This window comes from Gemmatimonadota bacterium (assembly GCA_016719105.1).
GTDB lineage: Bacteria > Gemmatimonadota > Gemmatimonadetes > Gemmatimonadales > Gemmatimonadaceae > SCN-70-22.
This window is the reverse complement of sequence record JADKAQ010000002.1, coordinates 611,608-633,574: the sequence shown is the minus strand read 5'-3', so window position 1 is coordinate 633,574 and position 21,967 is coordinate 611,608. Positions and strand designations below refer to the sequence as shown.

The window sequence follows — 21,967 nt, the reverse complement described above, 5'->3', positions numbered from 1 at the left end:
TTCCGCATGCCCGTCGCACCACGAACCGCACGCGTGACCGCCGCCGTCCCGCCGCACGGCAGCGACACGTGGCCACGATGTCAAGCCGTTGCCCCGCACGCGCGACGCGTTCAGCTTGCCCGCTCCACACCGGTCGCGTGTCCCGCCGCCATCGGTCCTTTCGGTTCGCGATCCTCGCCGCATGTCCGACACAACCACGACCGCCTCATCTCCCAGCATCATCGCCCGCGTTGCCAAGGAGCTGTCCCTCGCCACGGGACAGGTCGAGCGCACCCTGGGCCTCTTCGACGAGGGGAACACCCTCCCCTTCATTGCCCGCTATCGCAAGGAAGTCACCGGCGGGCTCGACGAAGTCCAGCTCCGCGACGTCCGCGACCGCGCCGACTACCTGGCCGAGATGGAAGAGCGGCGCGCCGCCATCATCAAGAGCATCGACGAGCAGGGCAAGCTCGACGACGCGCTGCGTGCACAGCTCAACGCCGCCGACACCAAGCAGGCGCTCGAGGACCTCTACCTCCCCTTCAAGCCCAAGCGTCGCACGCGCGCGATGATCGCCCGCGAGCGCGGCCTCGCCCCGCTCGCCGAGCAGCTATGGAGCGGCGCACTCAACGACGCCGAGGCGCTCGAGGCCGCCGCCGCGTTCGTCAACGAGACGCTCGAGGTGCCCACGGTCGACGCGGCGCTCCTGGGCGCGCGCGACATCATCGCCGAGCAGGTGGCCGAAGACGCCACCGTGCGCGGCTGGGTGCGCGAGATGACGCGTGCGCAGGGGATCGTGAAGAGCACCGTACTCCCGGGCAAGGCCAGCGACGCCTCCAAGTTCAAGGACTACTTCGAGTTCAGCGAGTCGTTAGGGACGATCCCGTCGCATCGCATGCTCGCCATTCGTCGCGGCGAGGCGGAAGAAGAGCTCATGTGGCGCATCGAGGCCCCGGTCGAGGCGATCATCACACGCCTCACCCGCGAGATCCTCGAGGGACGCCGCGCCGCGCAGCAGCTCACACTCGCGGCCACGGATGCCTACAAGCGCATCCTCGCGACCGCCATCGAGGTCGAGCTGCGCCTGGAGCTCAAGTCGCGCGCCGACGACGAGGCGATCACGATCTTCGGTCGCAACCTCGAGCAACTTCTCCTCGCCCCGCCGGCCGGCGAGCGACGCGTGATCGGCCTCGACCCGGGCTTCCGCACCGGGGTCAAGGTCGCCGTCGTCACCGCCACCAGTGCCCTCGTCCACACCGACACGCTCTATCTCCACCAGGAAGACCGCTTCGCCGGCGCCATTCGCGCGATGGCGACCCGCTTTACCCCGGAGCTCATCGCCATCGGCAACGGGACGGCGAGCCGCGAGACCGAGACGCTGGTCAAGGCGGCGCTGCGCGAGCTCGATGCACCGCGCCCGCAGGTCGTCGTGGTCAACGAGGCCGGCGCATCGGTCTACTCCGCCTCCGACCTCGCCCGCAGCGAGTTCCCCGAACTCGACGTTTCGCTGCGCGGCGCCGTCTCCATCGCCCGCCGGCTGCAAGATCCGCTCGCCGAGCTGGTCAAGATCGACCCCAAGTCGATCGGCGTTGGGCAATACCAGCACGACGTCAACCAGCCGCGCCTCAAGTCACGCCTCGACGAGATCGTCGCCTCGTGCGTGAACCGCGTCGGCGTCGAGGTCAACACGGCCTCCGCTGCCCTGCTGGCCTATGTCTCGGGGATCGGTCCCTCGCTTGCCCAGTCCATTGTCGCCGTGCGCGACCAGCGCGGCGGACTCAAGTCGCGCGCCGAACTGCGCGAGGTGCCGCGCCTCGGCGCCAAGGCCTTCGAGCAGGCCGCCGGCTTCCTGCGCGTGCGCGGCGGCCAACACCCGCTCGACGCCAGCGCCGTTCACCCCGAGCGATACGCCCTGGTCGAACGCATGGCCAGCGACCTGGGGGCCGACGTCGCCTCGCTCATCGGCAACGATGCGCTGCTCGGCACCGTCGAACTCTCGCGCTACGTCTCCGGCGACGTGGGACTCCCCACGCTGCGCGACATCGTGGATGAACTGCGCAAGCCCGGACGTGACCCTCGTCAGGCGTTCGAGCCCCCCGCCTTCCGGGATGACATCCAGAAGCCCGCGGACCTCTCCGCCGGCATGGTCCTGGAAGGAGTCGTCACCAACATCGTCGCCTTCGGCTGTTTCGTCGACATCGGCGTCCACCAGGACGGCCTCGTGCACGTGAGCCAGTTGGCCGATCGCTACGTCAAGGACCCCAACGACGTGGTGAAGGTGGGGCAGAAGGTGAAGGTCACCGTGCAGTCGGTCGACCTCGCCCGTGGTCGCATCGCCCTCACCATGCGCAGCGACTCGCGTCCGGCCGCCACCGGAGAACGGCCCGCCGCGGTCGAGCGGACCGCACGCGCCGAGCGTACGGGTTCCCCGCCGGCCAAGGGGTCTGGGGATCGTGGGCGAGGGGCACCACCGCCCAAGCCCGCCCCGACTCCCGGGAAGGGCTACATTGCGCCCAACGGAATGCGCTTCAAGTAGGCGGCCCGGCACGCGGGCACGTTGGCGCCTCGCCGGGTATCAGTGCAGCAGCTGGTACCCGGCTCTTCGACCTCGACTCTCGCCATGGCTCCGCGACGTCTCCTGACACCGCTCGCCGCGCTCCTCCTCGCCATCGCCGGCGCCGCCTCGCCTGCCCGCGCGCAGGCGCTCAATGCCACCGTCATGCTCCCCGGCTTTCGCGGTGTTGTTCGTCTGGACACCGTGGGAACCGCGGTCGCCGTCAACGCCCCTCCCGGGGCCGTCTTCACCGCGCTGCGATTCGCCCTCGATTCACTCGGGGTCGAGGTGGCCGTGCGTGACTCGGCCGCGGGGCTGGTGGGCAATCTCGGGCTCAAGCACACCCGACGTTTCGCCGGCAAGCAGATGTCCACCTGGGTCGACTGCGGCATCGGCCACACGGGCGCGACCGCCAACGCCTATCGCGTTCACATGGCGATCCTCGCCGGGGTCGCCGCCGCCAGCGGCGGGGGTTCACGCGTACGTGTCGCGGTCGCCGCCGGTGCGCAGGCGTTCAGCGGCCCGCTCGGCGATCCCATCGCCTGCGAGAGTACCGGGGCGATCGAGAACCGCATCCTCGAACTCGTGCGCCAACGACTGGGAGCAACATGAACGCCGACGCCCCCCGCCCCACCGTCCGCGTGCGGCGAGCGACCGCACACGACGCACGCGCGCTCGCTGACATCGCGGCGCGCACCTTCGCCGCGGCGTTCGGCGACTCGAACTCCCCCGAGGACCTCGCGTTGCACCTGACGAAAAGCTACAGCGAGGCACAGCAAGGGGCCGAGATCGCCGATCCCGATGTCGACGTCCTGCTGGCGGAGGTCGATGACTCCCTCGCCGGCTATGCGCAGATCCGCGTGGGCGAGGCACCAGCGTGCGTGGCGCACCTCGCCCCATTCGAGCTCTGGCGATTCTATGTGGACACCCCATGGCATGGTCGTGGCGTGGCCCAGGCGCTCATGGAGGCGGTCGCCGACGCCGCGCGCGCTCGAGGCGCGAGCGCCCTCTGGCTGAGCGTGTGGGAACACAACCCGCGCGCGCAGGCCTTCTACGCCAAGTGCGGCTTCGTCCAGGCCGGGACCAAGCCGTTCGTCGTGGGCACCGACGTGCAGAACGATTGGGTGATGCTGCGTCGGTTCGCGGGCGAGGAATGACGCGCGCCACCAGCACCACCATCCCGGCCTTCGTCCTCGCCCTGGCCGCGACCGTCGGCTGCGCGACGAGCCGGCCGCGGTTGCAGCTGCCGCCGTACACGCTCATGTCGGCCACGACACTCGACTCCGCACGCTCGCTCGTGCGAGAGGCGCTCGACAGCGCCCGCATGACCGTCGACGGGGCGCCAGCCGCCGACGCCGACGTCGTGACCAGCACCTTCGTCGTGCGACGTGGCGGAATGGGAGAGGCCGAGATTCGCCTGCGTGTGCGCCTGCACCGCGAGCCCGCCGACGACGCCCGCACCGGCATCGTCCTCGTAGTCGACGCCACCGCGCGCGACCGCAACCGCATGCTCACCATGTCGCCCGAGGAGATGCGCTCGCCGCGCATGTCGCGCGACCCGCACCCGATCAACGAGAACGACCGCGAGTCGCTGCAACGTATCGCGAGGCTGCTCGACCTCCTGAAACAGCGCGGGTTCCTCGTCGCCGAAGGGCGATGAGCCGACCCGCGAAGCGAGCGTTCCGGCGACGAGCCAGTCGGCGACGAGCCGTCTGTCGACGAGCCCGCCCGACAGGGGCGCCGCCACCCGCATCGCTCACGCTCTTGCGCCACCCCCATGCGCCCCGTTGGATTGGAGAAGGTCCACCGCCCACCAAGGAATGCCCGCCGTGCGCCTCCTGATCGCGTCGCTCGCCCTCGCCGTCGCCAGCAGCTCCGCCAGCGCGCAGAACGCGCGCGTGCGCCTCGGCATCATCGGTCACCCCGGCCCGGTCAACGTCGACTCCATGGCGTCGACCGTGACGATCGACTCGCCGCGTGGCCTGGTCTTTCACGCCGCGTCGCAGGTCTTCGCCGAGCTCAAGCTCCAGGTCGACGCGCGCGACTCGGTGCGCGGCATGGTCGGCGTCACCAGCACAGCCAAGATGCGCAGCTTCGCTGGACGCCCCATCTCCCGCTGGCTCAACTGCGGGCAGGGGATCACCGGCTCCAACGCCGACAACTGGCGCGTCTACGTCACCGCCTTCGCCTTTGCCGACGCGAAGGACTCGACGCACACCACGTTGCGGCTGGCGATGATCGGCGGCGCGCAGGACGTCGCCGGCAACTCCACGGAACCGGTCGCCTGCGGGAGCACCGGCGCCTTCGAAACCATGTTCGCCGAGCGCGTGAAGCTGCGCATCGCGCAGGGACTTCCCTAACGCCTCGCCTCGCGCCTGAAAGCAGGAGCGCCGGTGCGATCCACTCGCACCGGCGCTCTGTCCATTCGGGGGGGCCGCCCGCTCAGCTGGCGTCGTTCGGGCGCATGCGCTCCAGCGCCGCGCCGAGGTCCGGCTCGAAGCCGCTCCCCAGCACCGTGCCACCACTGGTCACGATGACCTGTTCCGCATGCAACAGGTCTTCCTCGCGCACCAGGGCGACGAGCATCGAGGTCCCGATCTCGAGTCCGCTCCCCAGCTGGCGCAGCAGGTCATCGGGGAATCCGGCGTCGATGAAATACGCCGCGAGTCCGCCGGCCAGCGCCCCCATCACCGGGCCGATCCCCGGGAGCACGAGCGCCGCGACCGCGCCGATCGCCGCGCTCTTCCCGATCCCCCAGTCCTGGGTCTCGGTGAAGCCGATCTTGCCGTCGGCTTCGCGCTCGATGACCGCCGCGTTGCCAAGGCGCGTCCCCGCATTCTTGAGTTGGTCGAGCCCCAGCTTGGCACCACCGGTGCTGCCGTAGCGGGCAATCACGATCTTGCGGGACGCGGGCGGGGTGGCGCTCGGGGGAACGGTCATGAACGGGCTCCAGCGATGGTGGACGGCGGCGCTTCGGGCGAACGGCGGACGCCTGCGTATATCGCACCGACGGCGCCGACGTGCAACTCCCCGCCCTCCCCCTCCGGTGTCCTCCTTCCCCGACCCTTCCGGTGCGCGCGCCCATCAGCGTAACGTTTCGGACACAGCCACCACTCCCCGCTTCGGTCGCCTCCCTCATGCGTCGCCTCGCGCTCCTCGCCCTCCTCGCCCCGCTCGTCACCACCACCCCCGCCGCCGCGCAGCCGCGATGGCAGGAGATCGGGAAGACGCGCACCGGCAACCCGGTGTTCATCGACCCGCGCACCGTCAAGAAGGGCAAGGACGGGATCGTGAACGCCACCATCCGCGTGGCCTACACCAAGCCGGTCAAGTCGCCCAAGGGCGACCTCACCGCCTCGCGCGCGATCGCCATGTTCGACTGCGCCAAGATGACGTTCGCCACGAAGGAGAACGCGACGTACATCGACGAGAAGTCCAACACCGTCTTCCAGCGCACGGTGAACAAGCAGCCGGGCTTCGGCCCCGCCATCGCCGGAAACTTCGCCGACGTGGCCCTACAGCACCTCTGCAAGAAGTGACACGTCCCCGGCGCGGATCCGCGTCCACGCCGGGGACGATCCCGCCTTCACTGCCCTACGCCGTCTTGCGCACCTCCGCGTCGAGCGTGGCGTCGCTGGCCACCGCGGGGCGCACGTAACGGTCGAGGTAGCGCCGCCGGATCTCCGCCACGTGCTCCGAGGCACCGCGCGGCTTCACCTTCCGCACCAGCGGGAGGTACCACTCCCACTTGGCGATGATCGTGCGCGCGCGCAGGCTCATCGTGCGGTCGCGGTGCTCGCGCACCAGCGCGTGCAGCAGGACGCGATCCTCATGATCGAGGTCGCCGATCAGGACCATGTCGTGGTTCACGCGCCCGGCGAAGTCGCCGCGTTCATCGAGCACGTACGCCACGCCGTTCGACATCCCCGCCCCGAAGTTGCGGCCGGTCCGCCCGAGGACGGCGACGATTCCACCGGTCATGTACTCGCAGCAGTGGTTCCCCGCCCCCTCGATCACCGCCACCGCCCCCGAGTTGCGGACGGCGAAGCGGTCACCCGCCTGCCCCGCGGCAAAGACGCGCCCGGCCGTGGCACCGTACAACGCCGTGTTCCCCAGGATCAGGTGTTCGTGGCTCGCGCGCGCGTACAGCGCCTCGCGGAACGGGCGAAGGGTCAGTTCCCCTCCGCTGAGCCCCTTCCCCAGGTAGTCGTTGGCCTCTCCCTCGAGGTCGAGATGCATCCCCGAGATGGTGAACGCGCCGAAGCTCTGTCCCGCGCTCCCGCTGAAGCGCAGGTGCATCGACTCGGCGGGGAGCCCCGCATCGCCGTGCCGCTCGGCGATCGTCCCCGCCACGCGCGCCCCCACCGTGAGGTGGTGATTGCGGATGTTGTAGTGTCCCGAGAACGGGAGCCCGTGCCCGAGGAACGGCTCGGCGTCGCGCAGGATCTGTTCGTCGAGTGACGGCATCGGCGGCCGCTCGTTGCGGGCCACCGTGCGCACCGCCGGTTCCCCCGCCCGCTCGGCACGCGTGAGGAGGAACGAGAGGTCGAGCAGCGCCGCGCGTGGACGCTCCGGGCGCTCCTCGCGTTCCAGGTAGTCGGCGCGACCAACGATGTCCTGCAGGCGACGCACGCCAAGAGACGCGAGGATCTCGCGCACCTCCTCGGCCACGTGCGTGAAGTACGCCACCACCTGCTCGGGAGTCCCACGGAACTTGGCGCGCAGGTCGTCGCGCTGCGAGGCGATGCCGGTGGGGCAGGTGTTGAGGTGGCACTGCCGCGCCATCGCACACCCCAGCGCCACGAGTGGCGCCGTCCCGAAGCCGAACGACTCCGCGCCTAACAAGGCCCCGATCACCACGTCGCGACCTGTCTTGAAGCCGCCATCCACGCGCACCTCGATGCGGTGGCGCAGCCCGTTCTTCACCAGGACCTGCTGCGTCTCGGCCAGCCCCAGCTCCCACGGCGAGCCGGCGTGCTTGATCGACGACAGCGGGGAGGCCCCCGTCCCGCCATTGTAGCCGGCAATGAGCACGTAGTCGGCGAACGCCTTCGCCACGCCGGCCGCGACCGTCCCCACCCCGGCCTCCGCCACCAGCTTCACCCCGATGCGCGCCCGCGGGTTCACCGTCTTGAGGTCGTGCACCAGCTGCGCGAGGTCCTCGATGGAGTAGATGTCGTGGTGCGGCGGCGGCGAGATGAGCGACACGCCCGGCACCGAGTGGCGCAGCCGCGCGATCAGCTCCGTCACCTTGTGCGCCGGCAGCTGCCCTCCCTCGCCGGGCTTGGCCCCCTGCACGATCTTGATCTCCAGCTCCTCGGCACGCGCCAGGTACTCGGTCGTGACGCCAAATCGACCGGACGCTACCTGCTTGATGCGGTTGTCGGCGCGGTCGCCGTTAGGCAGCGACGCATAGTGGCGCGCATCCTCGCCTCCCTCGCCCGAGTTGGAGCGTGCCCCCATCCGGTTCATGGCGATGGAGATGGTCGCATGCGCCTCGGGCGACAGCGCCCCCAGCGACATCGCCGACGAGACGAAGCGCTGGCGGATCGCCTCCACCGGTTCGACCTCGTCCAGCGGGATGGGCGTCCGCGTCGTGAAGCGCAGCAGGTCGCGCGGTCCCGACGCCCGGCGCTCCCCGTTCTTCGACAGGAAGTCGCGATACGCCTCGTCGCCGCTGATCCCCGCCGAGCGCGCACTCCCGGTCGCGCGTTGCAGCGCCACCACGATGCCCGGCGCCCACCCGTGATCCTCACCGTCCTTGCGGAAGCGCACGCGCCCGTAGTCGGGGAGGCTGTGCGGCAACTCGCCAACGTGCGGCCACGCCGCCTGGTGGCGCGCCATGACATCCGCGGCCAGCTCTGCGAATCCCAGCCCGCCTAACGGTGAGACCGTCCCGGCGAAGCACCGGTCGATCACCTCGGCGCCGAGCCCCAGCGCCTCGAAGATCTGCGCCCCGCAGAACGACGAGAGCGTGGCGATCCCCATCTTCGCCAGCACCTTGAGCAACCCCTTCTCGATCGCCGAGCGATAGCGCGCCAGCGCCTCGGCCGGGAGCGGACGCTGGGTCGCGTCGACATCGCGACGCCCGTGCTCCGGCGCCTCCGCGTACATCGCCGCCACCGTCTCCATGGCCAGCCACGGATGCACCGCTTCGGCGCCGTACCCCACGAGCGCCGCCACGTGATGCGGGTCGAACGCATCACCCGCCTCGGCTACCAGCCCCACACGGGCGCGGAGCCCCTTGGCAATCAGGTGCTGTCGCACCGCCCCCAGCGCGAGGAGCATGGGAATCGGCGCGCGCGTCGGACCGGCCAGCCGGTCGCTGACGATGAGGATCCGCGCCCCGCGGCGGACGAGCTGTTCAGCCTCGCGCGACAGGCTGCCTAACGCGACGAGCATCGCCCCCGGACCGTCGGCCGCGGCGAAGGTGGCATCGAGCGTGCGCACGTCGAAGAGGGCGAAGTCGCGGAGCGCCCGCATCTCGTCAGGCAGCAGCACGGGATGCTCCACGCGCAGCATGCGGGCGTGGGAGGGACGCTCCTCGAGCGGCGAACCCCGACGCCCCAGGTGCATGCGCAGCGACATCACCTGCGTCTCGCGCAACGAGTCGATGGGCGGGTTGGTCACCTGCGCAAAGCGCTGGCGGAAGTAGGCGTACACGCCCTGCGGGAAGGTCGACAGCGGCGGAATCGGCGTGTCGTCGCCCATGCTCCACACGGCGTCGGCCCCCGTGCCGCCCATCGGCTCGAGGACCATCCGCACGTCCTCGAAGCCATAGCCAAAGGCGAGTTGCATCGGGAGCAAGGCGCTGCTCGACGTCACCAGCGGTTCCTCGCCAGCGCTCGGCGGGAGCGTCGCCATGTAGCGCGCGACCCACTTGGCGTACGGCTTGCGCGTCGCGATCTCGCGCTTGGCCTCGAGCGATCGCAGGACGAGCTTGCGCTGCGTGTCGACCAGCAGCGACTCTCCGGAACCGAGCTTCCCCGTCTCCACCACTTCGCGCGGGTCGAAGTCGACCAGCCCGACCTCCGACCCCAGCGCGATCATCCCGTCGGAGCGGATCTTGTAGCGGCACGGGCGCAACCCGTTGCGATCGACCGCCGCGGCCACCGTGACGCCGTCGCTGAAGGCCAGCGCGGCCGGCCCATCCCACGGCTCGATCACGCACTGGTGATACTCGTAGAACGCCTTCACGTCGCTGTCGACGTCGGGATACTTCTCCCACGCCTCAGGGACGAGCATCATCCCCGCGTGCACCGGCGTGCGCCCCGCGCGCACCAGCAGTTCCATCGCATTGTCGAGCGACGTCGAGTCGCTCCCCCTGGGATCGATCACGTCGCGCACGCGGTCGCTCTTGTCACCGAATGCCGGCGTGGCCAGCATCGGCTGGCGCATCGTCATCGCGTTGCGGTTCCCCCACAGCGTGTTGATCTCGCCGTTGTGCGCGAGGAGGCGAAACGGCTGCGCCAGCTCCCAGCTGGGCTGTGTGTTGGTGGCGTAGCGCTCGTGGAAGACGGCAATGGCCGTCTCGAACTCGGGATACTTGAAGTCGGTGTAGAAGCGCGGGAGCTGCGATCCTGTCAGCATCGCCTTGTAGACGATGGTGCGACACGACATCGAGCAGCAGTAGAACGGCGCCAGCCCCTCGCGGGCCGCTTCGCGCTCCATCTCGCGGCGCGCGAGGTACAGCGCCCGCTCCCAGGTCGCCGGGTCGTCCATGCCGGCGGGCTGTCCCACCAGCACTTGCGCGATGTACGGCATCGACGCGCGGGCCGTGCTGCCTAACGCCATCGGATCCACCGGGACCTCGCGCCACCCCAGCAGCGGCAGCGCGTCGGCGGCGAGGACCCGTTCGATGAGCGCGGCGGCCCGCGTGCGGGCCGCCGGTTGCACCGGGAGGAAGAACATCCCCACGGCGAACGGCTGCCCGGGCGCGAGCACCCCACCCCACCGATCGGCATCGCGCCGGAAGAGGCGGTACGGAATCTGGGTCAGGAGCCCGGCCCCATCCCCCGACTTGTCGGTCGACGACGCCCCGCGGTGCGCCACGCGCGACACCGCCTCCAGGGCAAGGCGAGTGACCTCGTGCGACCGCTCCCCCGACTGCTGCGCGATGAAGCCCACGCCGCAGGCATCCCGCGGACGCCACGGGCTGGAGGGCGACGCGTCATCCGGCGAGCCGCGCCGTGCGTGGCGCTCGTCGGGGGCGAGGGTGTGCGTTGGAACCAGCGGTGTGCTGCGGGAGTCTGCCGAGCGGATACGCTGCCCGTGGTCGGCCATCGGTGCTCCTGTGGTGGGGCGAACGGGCGCTCCCCGGAGAGGGATGCCCAGAAAAAAGGCCCGCTCGATAACGAGCGGGCCTCGGTGACATCGCTGATTACTTATGCACGCGCGTCAGCCGGCCCCGCTCCCTGCCCGTACCTTGGCAAGAAGTCGATTGCTATTGCTGATAAAGAGGGCGCGACGCTGTTGCATAACGCATAATCATGCAACCTTCACGTTCCGTCAATAGCAATGATTCGGAAGAAGAAGGGCTCGGCGCTCCGCCGCGCGCCCGACGTCAGCGTTGGGCCGCCGCGAAGAGCAGGAGCGCCGCCATCGCGCATCCCAGCCCGGTCTTCGCCCCCGCCGCGACCACACGTCCGATCAGCGCCCCCCACGCCACGCGCGTCGCACTCCCGCGCGTCGATTCGGCCCGCGTCAGCTCGAGGATGAGCGCGCCCACGAACGCCCCGGCAAAGGCCCCGATCACGCTACCGATCACCGGGATCGGGATCCCCACCATCGCCCCCACGAAGCCGCCCAGGATCGCCCCCCACCCGGCACGCGACGAGCCGCCGTACTTGGTGGTGTAGCGTGCCGAGAGGGTGAACTCGAGCACTTCCGCGACAAGCGCCAGCCCCGCCGCGATGACCAGGGTGATCGAGCCGATGGCCGCGGCGGGGACGAGCCAGTTGTACAGGAGGGCCGCCCCGAGCATGAGCCAAAGCCCGGGAAGCCCCAGCACGACCAGGAAGATCGAGACGGCGAAGACCGCGGCGAGGATCAGGAAGCTCATGCGATGGTGGGGGCGACGTGGAGCGAACCAGCGGCCGATCGAAGGGCTCGACGAACGACGGCGCGGGCGTGGTGGTGTCGCGTGACACCCCAGACCCGCGCCGTTCCCTACGCGCGGACGATCAGGCGGGATTCGCCCGCGACCGATCGATCAGCTGACGACGGCGACGCTCGCTTCCTTGAGCAGCTCGGCCACCTGCGCCGCATCCGCCGGCGAACTGTCGAGCAGGGGGAGTCGCACCGGCCCGCCGTGCAGCCCCACACGCTCCATCGCGACCTTCACCGCGGGGATCCCCATGCGCCCCACGATCTCGAGGGCGAGCGGTGTCAGGCGGCGCTGCGCCTCCGATGCCTCGGGCTCCTGCGCGGCCATGGCGAGGCGCGCTACGTCGAGCGTGAGTTCGGTGGCGAAGTTGGCGACGGCGAGGATGCCCCCCACCACGCCCATGTTGAGCGCCTTGAGCCAGGTGCCGCCGTGCCCGGTGATGACGCCGAAGTGCGGCCCCTGCACCAGCAGGTACTTCGCCATCGTCTCGAGATCGCCTGACGAGTCCTTCATCCCCACGATGTTGTCATGCTCCGCCAGGCGGGCGACCAGCTCGGGCTCGAGCTTGAAGTGCATGTACTTGGGGATGTTGTACAGCAGGACCGGGAGGGGCGACTCGTCGGCCACGCGCTCGTAGTGCGCCTGCAGTGCGGCGTTGGACATGGCGTTGGAGTAGTAGTGCGGCGCGACCACCAGGCAGGCGTTGGCCCCGCGCTCGGCCGCCTCGCGGCAGCGGCGTACGCACGCCTTGGTCGACTCGGCCCCGGTCCCGACAATGACCTGGTGTGTGGCGGGCACGACCGAGCGTGCCATCTCCACCAGCCGCTGGCGTTCGCTCTCCTCGAGCAGCGCGGCCTCGCCGGTCGAGCCGGCGACGACGACGCCATGCAGCCCCGCGGCGATGTGTGCCTTGAGGTTGGCGCCGAACGCATCGAGGTCGAGTTCGCCGCGCCGGTCGAACGTCGTGATGACGGGCGCAAAAATCCCCTTGATCGACGGGATCACTGCCACATCCCTCCGTTGGTGCTGAGGTTGAGGTCGCCGCCGAACCCGTCGGCGACGTTGTTCATGTCTCGCGATGGCTTCTTGAACACCGACATCGACAGCTCGAAATCGGCCGGGCGGGTCGAGGCGGCGAGCGCCACGTCGAACGAGACGATCCCCGACGTCACCATCTCGGCCAGGTGCTGGTCGAACGTCTGCATCCCGTACTGGTCGCGCCCCTCGGCCATGAAGTCACGGATGTCCCCGACATTCTGCTGCAGGATGAGGTCGCGGATGGTCGGCGTGTTGACCATGATCTCGCACGCCACCGCACGCCCCTTGCCGTCGGCACGCGGCAGCAGGCGCTGCGACACGACCCCATGGAGCGACTCCGCCAGGCGCAACCGCACCACTTCCTGCTCCTCCGGCGGAAACATCGATACGATGCGCATGATCGTCGTCTGCGCGTCGGGGGTATGCACGGTCGCCAGCAGCAAGTGCCCCGTCTCGGCCGCCTTCATCGCCGTGTCGATCGTCTCGGTGTCGCGCAGCTCGCCAAGGACGATCACGTCCGGGTCTTGCCGCAGCGCGGCCTTGAGCCCCTGCCGGAAGTTCTCCGTATCCACCCCGATCTCGCGCTGCGTGATCGAGCTGCGCACGTCGCGATGCAGGAACTCGATCGGCTCCTCCAGCGTGACGATGTGCTTTTCCACGTTGGTGTTGATGTGCGAGATCATCGCCGCCAGCGTCGACGACTTCCCCGACCCCGTCACCCCGGTCACCAGCACCATGCCGCGCTCGGTGAGGGCGATCTTCTCCAGCACCGGCGGGAGCGACAGCTCCGTGATCGTCGGCACCTTGAAGGGGATCACCCGCATCACGATCATGAAGCTCGAACGCTGCCGCAGGATGTTCACGCGGAAGCGGCCGATGCCGGGGGCCCCCCAGGAGCAGTCGTAGTCGAGCAGCGAGTCGATCCGCTCCTTCACCTTCTCGTTGGCGATGAGGCGCATCGCGATGGCCCGCGTCTGCTCAGGCGTGAGCGCCTGCTTCGTCATCGCCACGAGTTTCCCGTCGATGCGGGCACGAAAGACGTCGCCGGCCTTGATGTGCAGGTCCGACGCCCCACGATCGACTGCCGCCTTGATGATCTTTTCCACGAATCAATACCCCGCGTGCTTGTCTACCACGTTGCGCAGCGGCTCTCCCCGCGTGTAGCGCGCCCAGTTGTCGAGAAACAGGTCCAGCGCGCGCCTCCAGAAAAGCCGCGGTGAGACGTAGGCCACGTGCGGTGTCACCAAGGCGTTGCGGAGGGCCCACAGCGGACTCGTCGCCGGGAGCGGTTCCTCCTCGAAGACGTCGAGCACCGCCCCTCGAATCTGCCCTCGAGCGAGCCGTTGCGCGAGCGCTTCCTCATCCAGGAGCGCACCGCGCGCTACGTTCACGACGACCGCCCCGGCAGGGAGGCAATCCATTCGTTCCGCCGAGAGCAGGGCGCGCGTCTCGGGGGTCAACGGGGCGGCCAGCACGAGCAGATCGGTCGTCGGGAGCTCCGCCTCGAGCGCCTCGAGCCCGATCACCGCATCGAAGGCCGGGGGCGGCGCCAGGTGCAAGCGCCGGCGCACCCCTGTGACCCGCGCGGCCCCGAGGGCATGGAACCGCCGCGCGATGGCAGAACCGAGCCCGCCCGTGCCGACCACGAGGACCCGGCACTCGCACAGCTCGCGCATCGCCACGCGCGCATCCGTGAACGGCGATTTGTCCCAGCACGCACGCCGCTGCTGGTCCACGGCCACGTCGAAGCCGTGCAGGAAGTACAGGACGCCGCCCACGACGTGCTCGGCGATGCTCTCCCCCATCACCCCGGCCGAGTTGGTGAAGACGACGTCGCTCGCCCCCATCGCCGGGAAGAGCGAGCGACCGACCCCTGCGGCGGCCGAGTGTACCCAGCGCAACGCCGGGGCGGCCTGGAAGAGCGGCTCGGCGATCCCCCACCCGAAGTAGGCCTCCATCTCGGGGGCAGCGGCCAGCGCCGACGGCGTCACGACGTGCCCCGCATCCTTGTGGAACGGGGTGGTCTCGTCGAGCACCTCGACGGTCCACCCCGGCGGCGCCTCGGCCGTGAGGCGCTCGAGCCCCGCGACCGGGAGGGACCAGTTGCGCGCCTGGGCGCTCACCTCCACCACCAGGCGCCGCGGGGCGGTCATGCCAGCCCCATGCGCTCCCGCACCTCGGCCATCGTCGCGCGCGCCACCGTGCGGGCGCGCGCCGCCCCGTCGCCTAACGCGTCGGTCACCAGCGACGGCGTGGCCGCCAGCTCCGCCGCCCGCGCACGGATCGGCACGAGCTCAACCTCCATCGACGCCGCCAGCACCTTCTTGCAGTCGATGCACCCCCAGCCGGCGCTGCGGCACTGCGACGCCGCCTCCTGCTGCGTCGCCTCGGGGCTAAACGCCTTGTGCAGCGAGTAGATGTTGCAGACGTCGGGGTTGCCCGGGTCGGTCTTCCGCACGCGTGCCGGGTCGGTGACCGCCGGCCGGAGCTTGTCCCAGATCGCGGCCGGCGACTCGAGGAGGGCGACGGTGTTCCCCAGCGACTTCGACATCTTGGCTTGCCCGTCGAGCCCGAGGATGCGACGGGTAGGGGTGAGGCGCGGCTGCGGTTCCGGGAAGTACCCCTCTTCGAAGCGCGCATTCCAGCGACGGGCGATCTCGCGCGACAGCTCGAGGTGCTGAATCTGGTCCTCGCCCACGGGAACGATGTCGGCGTGATAGAGGAGGATGTCGGCGGCCTGCAGGACGGGGTAGTTCAGGATGCCGGCCACCACGCTCTCCTGGCGCGACGCCTTGTCCTTGAACTGCGTCTGTCGCTCCAACTCGCCCAGCGGGGTGATGGCATTGAACGCCCACGCCAACTCGGTATGCTCAGGGACCGCCGACTGGACGAAGAGCGTCGCCGTCGACGGATCGATCCCGGCCGCGAGCAGCGACACCGCCATCTCGTGCGTGCGCTTCACCAGCTCGGACGGGACGAACGGCTGGGTGATCGCGTGGTAGTTCACGATGCAGATGAACGACTCGAACTCGCGCTGCAACGCGACCCAGTTCTTCACCGCACCGAGATAATTCCCGATGTGCAGTTCCCCGGACGGCTGGATTCCGCTAAAGATTCTTGGCATCGGAGCAACTTAAGGGGGCCGACTTTGCCGTCGCAACGACACGACACCGCACTGCAGGCGCAGCTGCTCGACGCCGCCATCACCGCCGCCCGACTCGGCGCGGACTTCGTGCGTTCGCGCACCGGTGACCTCGCAGCGATCGACTGGCAGGTGAAGTCGCGCGCCGACTTCGTGAGTGAGGTCGACCTCGGCGCCGAGGCTCGCATCGGGGAGTACCTGCTCGACCGCATCCCCGATGCGCTCGTCCTGGGCGAAGAGCTCACGCCGGGAGCCGCGTCGACCGATGGGATCGTCTTCGTCGTCGATCCACTCGACGGCACCACCAACTTCCTGCACGGCTATCCCGAGTACGCCGTATCCATCGGCGCCATGGTCGGAGGCGAACTCACTGTCGGCGTGGTGGTCCAGATCCCGCTCGGCACCACCTACTCTGCGACGTCGGGGGGCGGTGCCTTTCGTGATGGTGAGCGGCTCTCGGTCGCCGCGACCGACGCCCCACTGCGCGCGCTCTTCGCGACGGGATTCCCGTTCAAGAAAGCCGACGAGATCGAGCCGTATCTGGCCCAACTCGGGCGCGTGATTTCGCAGACCTCGGGGGTGCGGCGCGCGGGGTCGGCCGCGCTCGACCTGGCGCACGTCGCGTCCGGCAGCTTCGACGGCTTCTGGGAGCTGTCGCTCGCCCCGTGGGACATCGCCGCGGGGATCCTGCTGGTGCGGGAGGCCGGGGGGCGGGTCACCGATGTGGCGGGGCGCGACATCCAGCCGGCGCATACGTCGGTGGTGGCGAGCAACGGCATCATGCACGACTGGTTGCTGGCGCAGCTGCGTGGGGAGGGGGCGGGAGGCTAGGGCGGGGAGTGGCGAGGTGAGTCTTGTCGCGCGCCGCCGGCGCGTGCGGCGACGTCGGCGACATGGCGCGACGTCGCGACCCCGCGCGGTGAATTGATGCGGGGAGCGCGGAAATGGTGATGCAAAGCGTGAGACGCGCGCGCATCTTCTGCTCGGGGGGGCCCCCCACGCCCCTCCCGGCGTCGTCGCCCGATCGCCTCGCGTCGTCGCCGCATGGTCGCCGCGTCGTCGCCTGCCCGCGTCGCGCCGGCGACCGGTAGTCTCCTCATCTCGAGTTCCACTCCTCTCGTCTTCTCGTCTTCTCGTCTTCTCGTCTTCTCGTCTTCTCGTCTTCCGATCCTCCGTCCCATGAAGCTCGTCGAGTGCGTCCCCAACTTCTCCGAGGGGCGCCGCCCCGAAGTCATCGCCGCCATTCGTGACGCCATCGCCGGCGTCGAGGGGGTCGTCGTCCTCGACGTCTCCAGCGACGCCTCGCACAACCGCACCGTCGTCACCTTCGTCGCCCCGCACGAGCACGCCGTCGACGCCGCCTTCGCCGGCATGCGCACCGCGGCCGCCCACATCGACCTCACCGCCCACCAGGGCGAGCATCCACGAATCGGCGCCACCGACGTCGTCCCCTTCATCCCGCTCGAGGGGGCGACGATGGACGACTGCATCGCCCTCGCCCGTGCGTTAGGCGCCCGCGCCGCCGCCGAGCTGCGCATCCCGGTGTACCTCTACGAGCGCGCCGCGACGACGCCGACGCGTGAGAACCTCGCCGACGTCCGGCGCGGTGAGTTCGAGGGGCTGCGCGATGAGATCGCCACCAACCCCGCCCGTCGCCCCGACTTCGGCGAAGCCGTCATCCACCCGACCGCCGGAGCCACGGCCATCGGCGCCCGCCCCTTCCTGGTCGCCTACAACGTCTACCTCGGGCCACGGGAGAACCTCCAGGTCGCCAAGGACGTCGCCAAGGCGCTCCGGCACTCGTCAGGCGGGCTGCGCTACGTGAAGGGGCTCGGTCTCGAGGTCGACGGACAGGCACAGGTCTCGATGAACCTCGTCGACATCGAGAAGACCCCCCTCTACCGCGCCTTCGACATGGTCAAGCTGGAGGCCCAGGCGCAGGGCGTGTCGCCCACCTGGTCGGAGATCGTCGGCCTCGTCCCCGAACGCGCGCTCTTCGACACCGCGGCCCGCCACCTGCAACTGCGCGGCTTCTCCCCCGAGCTCGTCCTCGAACGCAAGGTGCGCGCGGCCATCGCCGGCGGCGAGACCCTCAGCGGCTTCGTCGCCAGCGTCGCCGCCCCCACGCCGGCCCCCGGTGGTGGCTCGGTGGCCGCACACGTCGGGGCGTTAGGCGCGTCGCTCGCCCAGATGGTCGCCGGCCTGACCATCGGCCGGAAAAAGTACGCCGCCGTTGAGGACGACATGAAGGCGTTGGCCCTGGAAGCCGCCGCCCTCGGCAGCACCCTCGCCGCCCTCGTCGCGCGCGACGCGGCGGCGTATGGCGACGTGATGAAGGCGTACACGCTCCCGAAGGACACCGAGGAGCAGGCCGCCGAGCGGACCGTTGCCATCGACCACGCCCTGCTCGGCGCCGCCCAGGTCCCGCTCGAGACCGCGCGCGCCTGTGCCGCGGTCGCCGACCTCGCCCAGCGCGCGGCCCGCCACGGCAACACCAACTGCGCCTCCGACGCCGGCGTCGCCGCACTGCTCGCCGAAGCGGCATGCCGCGGCGCCGTGTACAACGTGCGCATCAACGTCGCCTCGTTGAGCGACCGATCGATCGGCGCACGACTCCTCGAGGAATCGCGCGCCCTGCTGGAGAGCGCACGCGCCAGCGCCGACGCGGCGACCAGCGTGGTGGAATCGGCGATCGGCGCCTGACGATCGTCGAGCCCCCGTTGCGACGAAGGGCCGGCCGCGCGTTCGCGGCCGGCCCTTCGTGCTGCTCGCCGTCGCGCGCTACGCGACCAGCGAGGTCAGGATCCGCGGCCCCTCGTCGAGGATCGCGATGGTGTGCTCGAAGTGCGCCGAGCGCGATCCGTCGGCCGTCACCACCGTCCACCGGTCGGAGAGCGTACGAATGGGCGACGCTCCCACGTTCACCATCGGCTCGATCGCGATCGTGAGCCCCGCCAGCAGCCGCGCGCCGCGCTTTGGCTTTCCGAAGTTTGGGACCTGCGGATCGCCATGCGGCTTGGTGCCGACATAGTGCCCCACCAGGTCGTCCGCCGTCGTGAACCCCGCGGGCCGCACGACCCCCGAGATTGCCGCGCCGATGTCGCCGATGTGGTTCCCCACGCGAGCCGCCGCGATCCCGGCCGCTAGGGCCTCCTGGGTCACCGCGAGGAGCGTCTGGTCCTGCGCCGTGATCTCCCCCACCGGGACCGTGATGGCCGCGTCGGTGAAGTACCCCTCGAGCTTCACCCCGAAGTCGAGCGACACGATGTCACCCTCCTTGAGGATGCGCTTGGCCGAGGGGATGCCGTGCACGATCTCCTCGTTGATCGAGATGCACACCGAACCCGGAAAGCCGTACAGCCCCTTGAATGCCGCACTCGCCCCCGGCTGGCTGCGGATGAACTCGTCCGCAATCGTGTCCAGCTCCTTGGTGCTGATCCCCGGACGCACGCGGCTCTTGAGCAGTTCCAGCGTGCGGGCCAGCAGCTGCCCGCCCCGCGCCATGATCTCGATCTCGCGCGACGACTTGAGGTGTACCACGGTTCAGATCCCTAACGAGACTCGGATGCGCCCCAGGACCTCGTCGAGCGTCCCCATCCCATCCACGAAGCGCAGCGGCGCCCCATGGGTGCGATACCAGTCGATGACCGGTGCCGTCTGGCGCTGGTACACCGCGAGCCGGTTGCGAACGGCCTCGGGCTCGTCGTCCTTGCGCCGCACCAGCGTCCCTTCGGGCTGATGTCCGTCGATGTTGCACCGCTCGCCCGGCTCGCGGCCGGTGAACGGGCGCTGGCACACGTCGCACACGGTGCGCGAACTCAGGCGCGCCACGATCGCCTCGTCAGGCGCCTCGACCACGAGGACCGCGTCCAGCGGGCGCCCCAGTTCCTCGAGCACGCGCGCCAGTCCCTCGGCCTGCGGGGTCGTGCGCACGACGCCGTCCAGGATGACCCCCTTGGCCGCCGTCGGCGACGCTAGGGCCTCCTTCATGATCCCCAGGATCACGTCGTCCGGCACCAAATCTCCGCGATCCATCGCGGCCTTCGCCGCCAGGCCCAGCGGCGTCCCTTCACGCACCGCCGCCCGCAGGACATCGCCGGTCGCGAGCTTCGGAATGCCGAGTTGCTCGGCGAGTCGTTCTCCCTGCGTGCCTTTGCCGGCGCCAGGGGGACCCAGCAGGACGATGATCATCGGACGGCTACGTCGTGAGGTGAATCGTCAACACGTGACGGAACGATCGAGGTGTGGAACACACGACCCGGCGAACGCGAGGCGCACCGCCGGGTCATGCGAACTTTGGGCCATCGTCTCAAGCCGCGCGCCACATCGGGCGCACGCCGTGCGGATCAGAACCCGCCAGTCGCCTGCCGACCGCGGAAGCGAACGCGCCCCTTCTTCATGAAGCCGTCGTACTTCCGCAGCAGGAGGTGCTGCTGCATCTGCGACATCGTATCGAGCGCAACGCCGACCACGATGAGGAGCGAGGTGCCGCCGAACTGGAACGGCACGTTGATCCACTTCGCGATGACCACGGGGAGGAGCGCGATGGCCGTCAGGAACAGCGCACCCGGAAGGGTGATGCGCGAGACGACGCCATCGATGTACTCCGCCGTCTTCGCCCCCGGCTTCACGCCCGGGATGAAGCCGCCCTGCTTCTTCAGGTTCTCGGCCAGGTCGATCGGGTTGAAGATGATCGACGTGTAGAAGTACGTGAAGAAGAGGATCAGGATCGCCGACGTGGCGAGATAGAGCCACGTCCCCGGCGTGAACAGCTCCGCCACGCGCTGCGCGGCGGGGTTCCCCGAGAACTGCGCGATGGCGCCCGGCACCACGATCACCGACTGCGCGAAGACGATCGGCATCACGCCCGACGAGTTGATGCGCAGCGGGATGAAGTTGCGGGCGGCCTCACGCATGCGCCCGCGAGCCATGGTGCGCTGCGGGATCTGGATGAGGACGCGACGAGCCGCCAGCGTGATCGAGACGACACCCGCCACCACCGCGGCCATCACCACGCCCAGGATCGCGAGCGAGAACGGGCCAACTGCCCCGGTGCCGACGAACTTGAACGTCTGCACGATCCCCGGCCAGAAACGCTCGACGATCGAGAAGAAGATGAGGAGCGACGCCCCGTTGCCGAGGCCGCGTTCCGTGATCTGCTCGCCCAGCCACATCACGAAGACCGCGCCGGTCGTCAGGAACAACGCCGTTTGCACGCGGAACCCGAAGCCGGGGTTGGCCACCGCCTGCTGCAACGACTCGGTGAACAACGCGAAGCCCCACGCCTGCACGATGGCGAGGACGACGGTGCCGTAGCGCGTCCACTGCGTCAGCTTTTTCCGCCCTTCCTCGTCCTTCTGCATCTTGTCGACCGTCGGGATCACCGCCCCGGCGATCTGCACGAAGATGGACGACGAGATGTAGGGCATGATGCCGAGGGCGAAGACCGTCGCACGCGACAGGCCACCGCCCACGAACAGGTCATAGAGCCCGAGGAGCCCGCCCGATCCCTGATTGGCGAAGAAGTCGGTCAGTGCGATGACGTCGACGCCGGGAACGGTGACGTGCGCCCCGACCCGGTACAGCGCCAGGCAGAGGAACGTGAAGACGATCTTCTCCCAGAGCTCCGGCGTGTTGCGAATGTTCGCGAGCGCCTGGGCCGGATTAGGCTGGGCCATTTACTCCTCGATGCGGCCACCGGCCGCGGCGATCTTCTCTCGCGCGCTGCCGCTGACCTTGATGCCGCGCACGGTGTAGGCACCCGGCACCTCGCCGGTCGCCAGGAGCTTCGCCGGACCCTTGCTGAGCTTGATCAGCCCGGCCTTGGCGAGCGACTCGCGCGTCACGTCGTTCCCGTCGACCTTCGCGAGGTCGGCGAGGCGCACCACCTGGTGCTCCACGCGGAAACGGTCATTGTTGAAGCCGCGCTTCGGAATCCGGCGCGTGAGCGGCATCTGCCCGCCCTCGAACCCCGGCTTGCCGCCGCCCGGGCCACCGTGCCCCGCGCGCGCCATGCTTCCCTTATGTCCCTTGCCCGCCGTCTTCCCCTGGCCGGAGCCGGGGCCGCGCCCGAGGCGCTTCCGGTTCCGGTGGGAACCCGGTGCCGGCGAGAGGTTATGCAGCCCGATCTTTTCCTGGGTCGCCACAG

Annotated in this window: 19 protein-coding genes; 8 read left to right on the top strand and 11 right to left on the bottom strand. The window is 69.7% G+C overall.

Annotation, left to right across the window (positions count from 1 at the left end; all coding sequences use genetic code 11):
• The first annotated feature begins 181 nt into the window (after window positions 1–181).
• The 5 genes from IPN47_06465 to IPN47_06445 all read left to right on the top strand — a co-directional run bounded on the left by IPN47_06465 (window position 182) and on the right by IPN47_06445 (window position 4,893).
• The gene (locus IPN47_06465; GenBank protein ID MBK9407684.1) at window positions 182–2,515 is read left to right on the top strand and encodes an RNA-binding transcriptional accessory protein; all 2,334 of its coding nucleotides are present in this window, start codon (window positions 182–184) and stop codon (window positions 2,513–2,515) included.
• A gap of 84 nt (window positions 2,516–2,599) precedes the next feature.
• A complete protein-coding gene (locus IPN47_06460; GenBank protein ID MBK9407683.1) occupies window positions 2,600–3,145 on the top strand; it encodes a hypothetical protein in 546 nt (181 codons plus the stop codon).
• Window positions 3,142–3,690 (top strand): GNAT family N-acetyltransferase, encoded by a 549-nt coding sequence (locus tag IPN47_06455; GenBank protein MBK9407682.1) that lies wholly within the window; start codon window positions 3,142–3,144, stop codon window positions 3,688–3,690. The genes IPN47_06460 and IPN47_06455 overlap by 4 nt, the downstream gene beginning before the upstream one ends.
• Window positions 3,687–4,193 carry a hypothetical protein gene (locus IPN47_06450; protein MBK9407681.1) on the top strand — a complete coding sequence of 169 codons (507 nt, stop codon included), beginning with the start codon at window positions 3,687–3,689 and terminating at the stop codon, window positions 4,191–4,193. The genes IPN47_06455 and IPN47_06450 overlap by 4 nt, the downstream gene beginning before the upstream one ends.
• A gap of 169 nt (window positions 4,194–4,362) precedes the next feature.
• Window positions 4,363–4,893, top strand: a complete 531-nt coding sequence (locus tag IPN47_06445) for a hypothetical protein (protein MBK9407680.1) — start codon at window positions 4,363–4,365, stop codon at window positions 4,891–4,893.
• An 82-nt stretch (window positions 4,894–4,975) separates the two neighbouring features.
• Here the strand turns inward: IPN47_06445 and IPN47_06440 are convergent, their stop codons facing one another.
• Entirely contained in the window at window positions 4,976–5,473 is a 498-nt protein-coding gene (locus IPN47_06440; protein MBK9407679.1) for a DUF1269 domain-containing protein, read from the bottom strand.
• A 197-nt stretch (window positions 5,474–5,670) separates the two neighbouring features.
• On the opposite strand from IPN47_06440, the gene IPN47_06435 reads away from it, so the two are divergent.
• Window positions 5,671–6,072, top strand: a complete 402-nt coding sequence (locus IPN47_06435) for a hypothetical protein (GenBank protein ID MBK9407678.1) — start codon at window positions 5,671–5,673, stop codon at window positions 6,070–6,072.
• A 55-nt stretch (window positions 6,073–6,127) separates the two neighbouring features.
• On the opposite strand, the gene gltB is transcribed toward IPN47_06435, so the two are convergent.
• The 6 genes from gltB to trpS all read right to left on the bottom strand — a co-directional run bounded on the left by gltB (window position 6,128) and on the right by trpS (window position 15,801).
• A complete protein-coding gene (gene gltB, locus IPN47_06430; GenBank protein ID MBK9407677.1) occupies window positions 6,128–10,816 on the bottom strand; it encodes a glutamate synthase large subunit in 4,689 nt (1,562 codons plus the stop codon).
• Between the two features lie 280 nt (window positions 10,817–11,096).
• Window positions 11,097–11,594: a DUF456 domain-containing protein gene (locus tag IPN47_06425; GenBank protein MBK9407676.1), complete on the bottom strand. Its 498-nt coding sequence runs from the start codon at window positions 11,592–11,594 to the stop codon at window positions 11,097–11,099.
• 150 nt (window positions 11,595–11,744) lie between these two features.
• Window positions 11,745–12,644, bottom strand: a complete 900-nt coding sequence (locus IPN47_06420; GenBank protein ID MBK9407675.1) for a dihydrodipicolinate synthase family protein — start codon at window positions 12,642–12,644, stop codon at window positions 11,745–11,747.
• Window positions 12,641–13,783 (bottom strand): PilT/PilU family type 4a pilus ATPase, encoded by a 1,143-nt coding sequence (locus tag IPN47_06415; GenBank protein MBK9407674.1) that lies wholly within the window; start codon window positions 13,781–13,783, stop codon window positions 12,641–12,643. The genes IPN47_06420 and IPN47_06415 overlap by 4 nt, the downstream gene beginning before the upstream one ends.
• A gap of 3 nt (window positions 13,784–13,786) precedes the next feature.
• A complete protein-coding gene (locus IPN47_06410) occupies window positions 13,787–14,830 on the bottom strand; it encodes a D-2-hydroxyacid dehydrogenase (protein MBK9407673.1) in 1,044 nt (347 codons plus the stop codon).
• Window positions 14,827–15,801, bottom strand: a complete 975-nt coding sequence (trpS, locus tag IPN47_06405; protein MBK9407672.1) for a tryptophan--tRNA ligase — start codon at window positions 15,799–15,801, stop codon at window positions 14,827–14,829. The genes IPN47_06410 and trpS overlap by 4 nt, the downstream gene beginning before the upstream one ends.
• A 24-nt stretch (window positions 15,802–15,825) precedes the next feature.
• On the opposite strand from trpS, the gene IPN47_06400 reads away from it, so the two are divergent.
• Together IPN47_06400 and ftcD are read left to right on the top strand one after the other, a co-directional pair.
• Window positions 15,826–16,650, top strand: a complete 825-nt coding sequence (locus IPN47_06400) for an inositol monophosphatase (protein ID MBK9407671.1) — start codon at window positions 15,826–15,828, stop codon at window positions 16,648–16,650.
• A gap of 348 nt (window positions 16,651–16,998) precedes the next feature.
• Window positions 16,999–18,522, top strand: a complete 1,524-nt coding sequence (ftcD, locus tag IPN47_06395) for a glutamate formimidoyltransferase (protein ID MBK9407670.1) — start codon at window positions 16,999–17,001, stop codon at window positions 18,520–18,522.
• A 78-nt stretch (window positions 18,523–18,600) separates the two neighbouring features.
• On the opposite strand, the gene map is transcribed toward ftcD, so the two are convergent.
• The 4 genes from map to rplO form a co-directional block, all read right to left on the bottom strand.
• On the bottom strand, window positions 18,601–19,359 hold the full coding sequence (gene map, locus IPN47_06390; protein MBK9407669.1) for a type I methionyl aminopeptidase: 759 nt from the start codon (window positions 19,357–19,359) through the stop codon (window positions 18,601–18,603).
• Between the two features lie 3 nt (window positions 19,360–19,362).
• On the bottom strand, window positions 19,363–20,010 hold the full coding sequence (locus IPN47_06385; protein MBK9407668.1) for an adenylate kinase: 648 nt from the start codon (window positions 20,008–20,010) through the stop codon (window positions 19,363–19,365).
• Window positions 20,011–20,165: 155 nt separating this feature from the next.
• Window positions 20,166–21,497 carry a preprotein translocase subunit SecY gene (gene secY / locus IPN47_06380; protein MBK9407667.1) on the bottom strand — a complete coding sequence of 444 codons (1,332 nt, stop codon included), beginning with the start codon at window positions 21,495–21,497 and terminating at the stop codon, window positions 20,166–20,168.
• Complete coding sequence (rplO, locus tag IPN47_06375; protein MBK9407666.1) at window positions 21,498–21,947, bottom strand: 50S ribosomal protein L15; 450 nt, start codon at window positions 21,945–21,947, stop codon at window positions 21,498–21,500.
• Window positions 21,948–21,967: the final 20 nt, after the last annotated feature.

Excerpts from the sequence above, each read along its gene's own strand:
- IPN47_06465 (MBK9407684.1), top strand. The coding sequence starts at position 182 with ATGTCCGACACAACCACGACCGCCTCATCTCCCAGCATCATCGCCCGC.
- IPN47_06460 (MBK9407683.1), top strand. The coding sequence starts at position 2,600 with ATGGCTCCGCGACGTCTCCTGACACCGCTCGCCGCGCTCCTCCTCGCC.
- IPN47_06455 (MBK9407682.1), top strand. The coding sequence starts at position 3,142 with ATGAACGCCGACGCCCCCCGCCCCACCGTCCGCGTGCGGCGAGCGACC.
- IPN47_06450 (MBK9407681.1), top strand. The coding sequence starts at position 3,687 with ATGACGCGCGCCACCAGCACCACCATCCCGGCCTTCGTCCTCGCCCTG.
- IPN47_06440 (MBK9407679.1), bottom strand. The coding sequence starts at position 5,473 with ATGACCGTTCCCCCGAGCGCCACCCCGCCCGCGTCCCGCAAGATCGTG.
- IPN47_06435 (MBK9407678.1), top strand. The coding sequence starts at position 5,671 with ATGCGTCGCCTCGCGCTCCTCGCCCTCCTCGCCCCGCTCGTCACCACC.
- gltB (MBK9407677.1), bottom strand. The coding sequence starts at position 10,816 with ATGGCCGACCACGGGCAGCGTATCCGCTCGGCAGACTCCCGCAGCACA.
- IPN47_06425 (MBK9407676.1), bottom strand. The coding sequence starts at position 11,594 with ATGAGCTTCCTGATCCTCGCCGCGGTCTTCGCCGTCTCGATCTTCCTG.
- IPN47_06410 (MBK9407673.1), bottom strand. The coding sequence starts at position 14,830 with ATGACCGCCCCGCGGCGCCTGGTGGTGGAGGTGAGCGCCCAGGCGCGC.
- trpS (MBK9407672.1), bottom strand. The coding sequence starts at position 15,801 with ATGCCAAGAATCTTTAGCGGAATCCAGCCGTCCGGGGAACTGCACATC.
- ftcD (MBK9407670.1), top strand. The coding sequence starts at position 16,999 with ATGAAGCTCGTCGAGTGCGTCCCCAACTTCTCCGAGGGGCGCCGCCCC.
- IPN47_06385 (MBK9407668.1), bottom strand. The coding sequence starts at position 20,010 with ATGATCATCGTCCTGCTGGGTCCCCCTGGCGCCGGCAAAGGCACGCAG.
- secY (MBK9407667.1), bottom strand. The coding sequence starts at position 21,497 with ATGGCCCAGCCTAATCCGGCCCAGGCGCTCGCGAACATTCGCAACACG.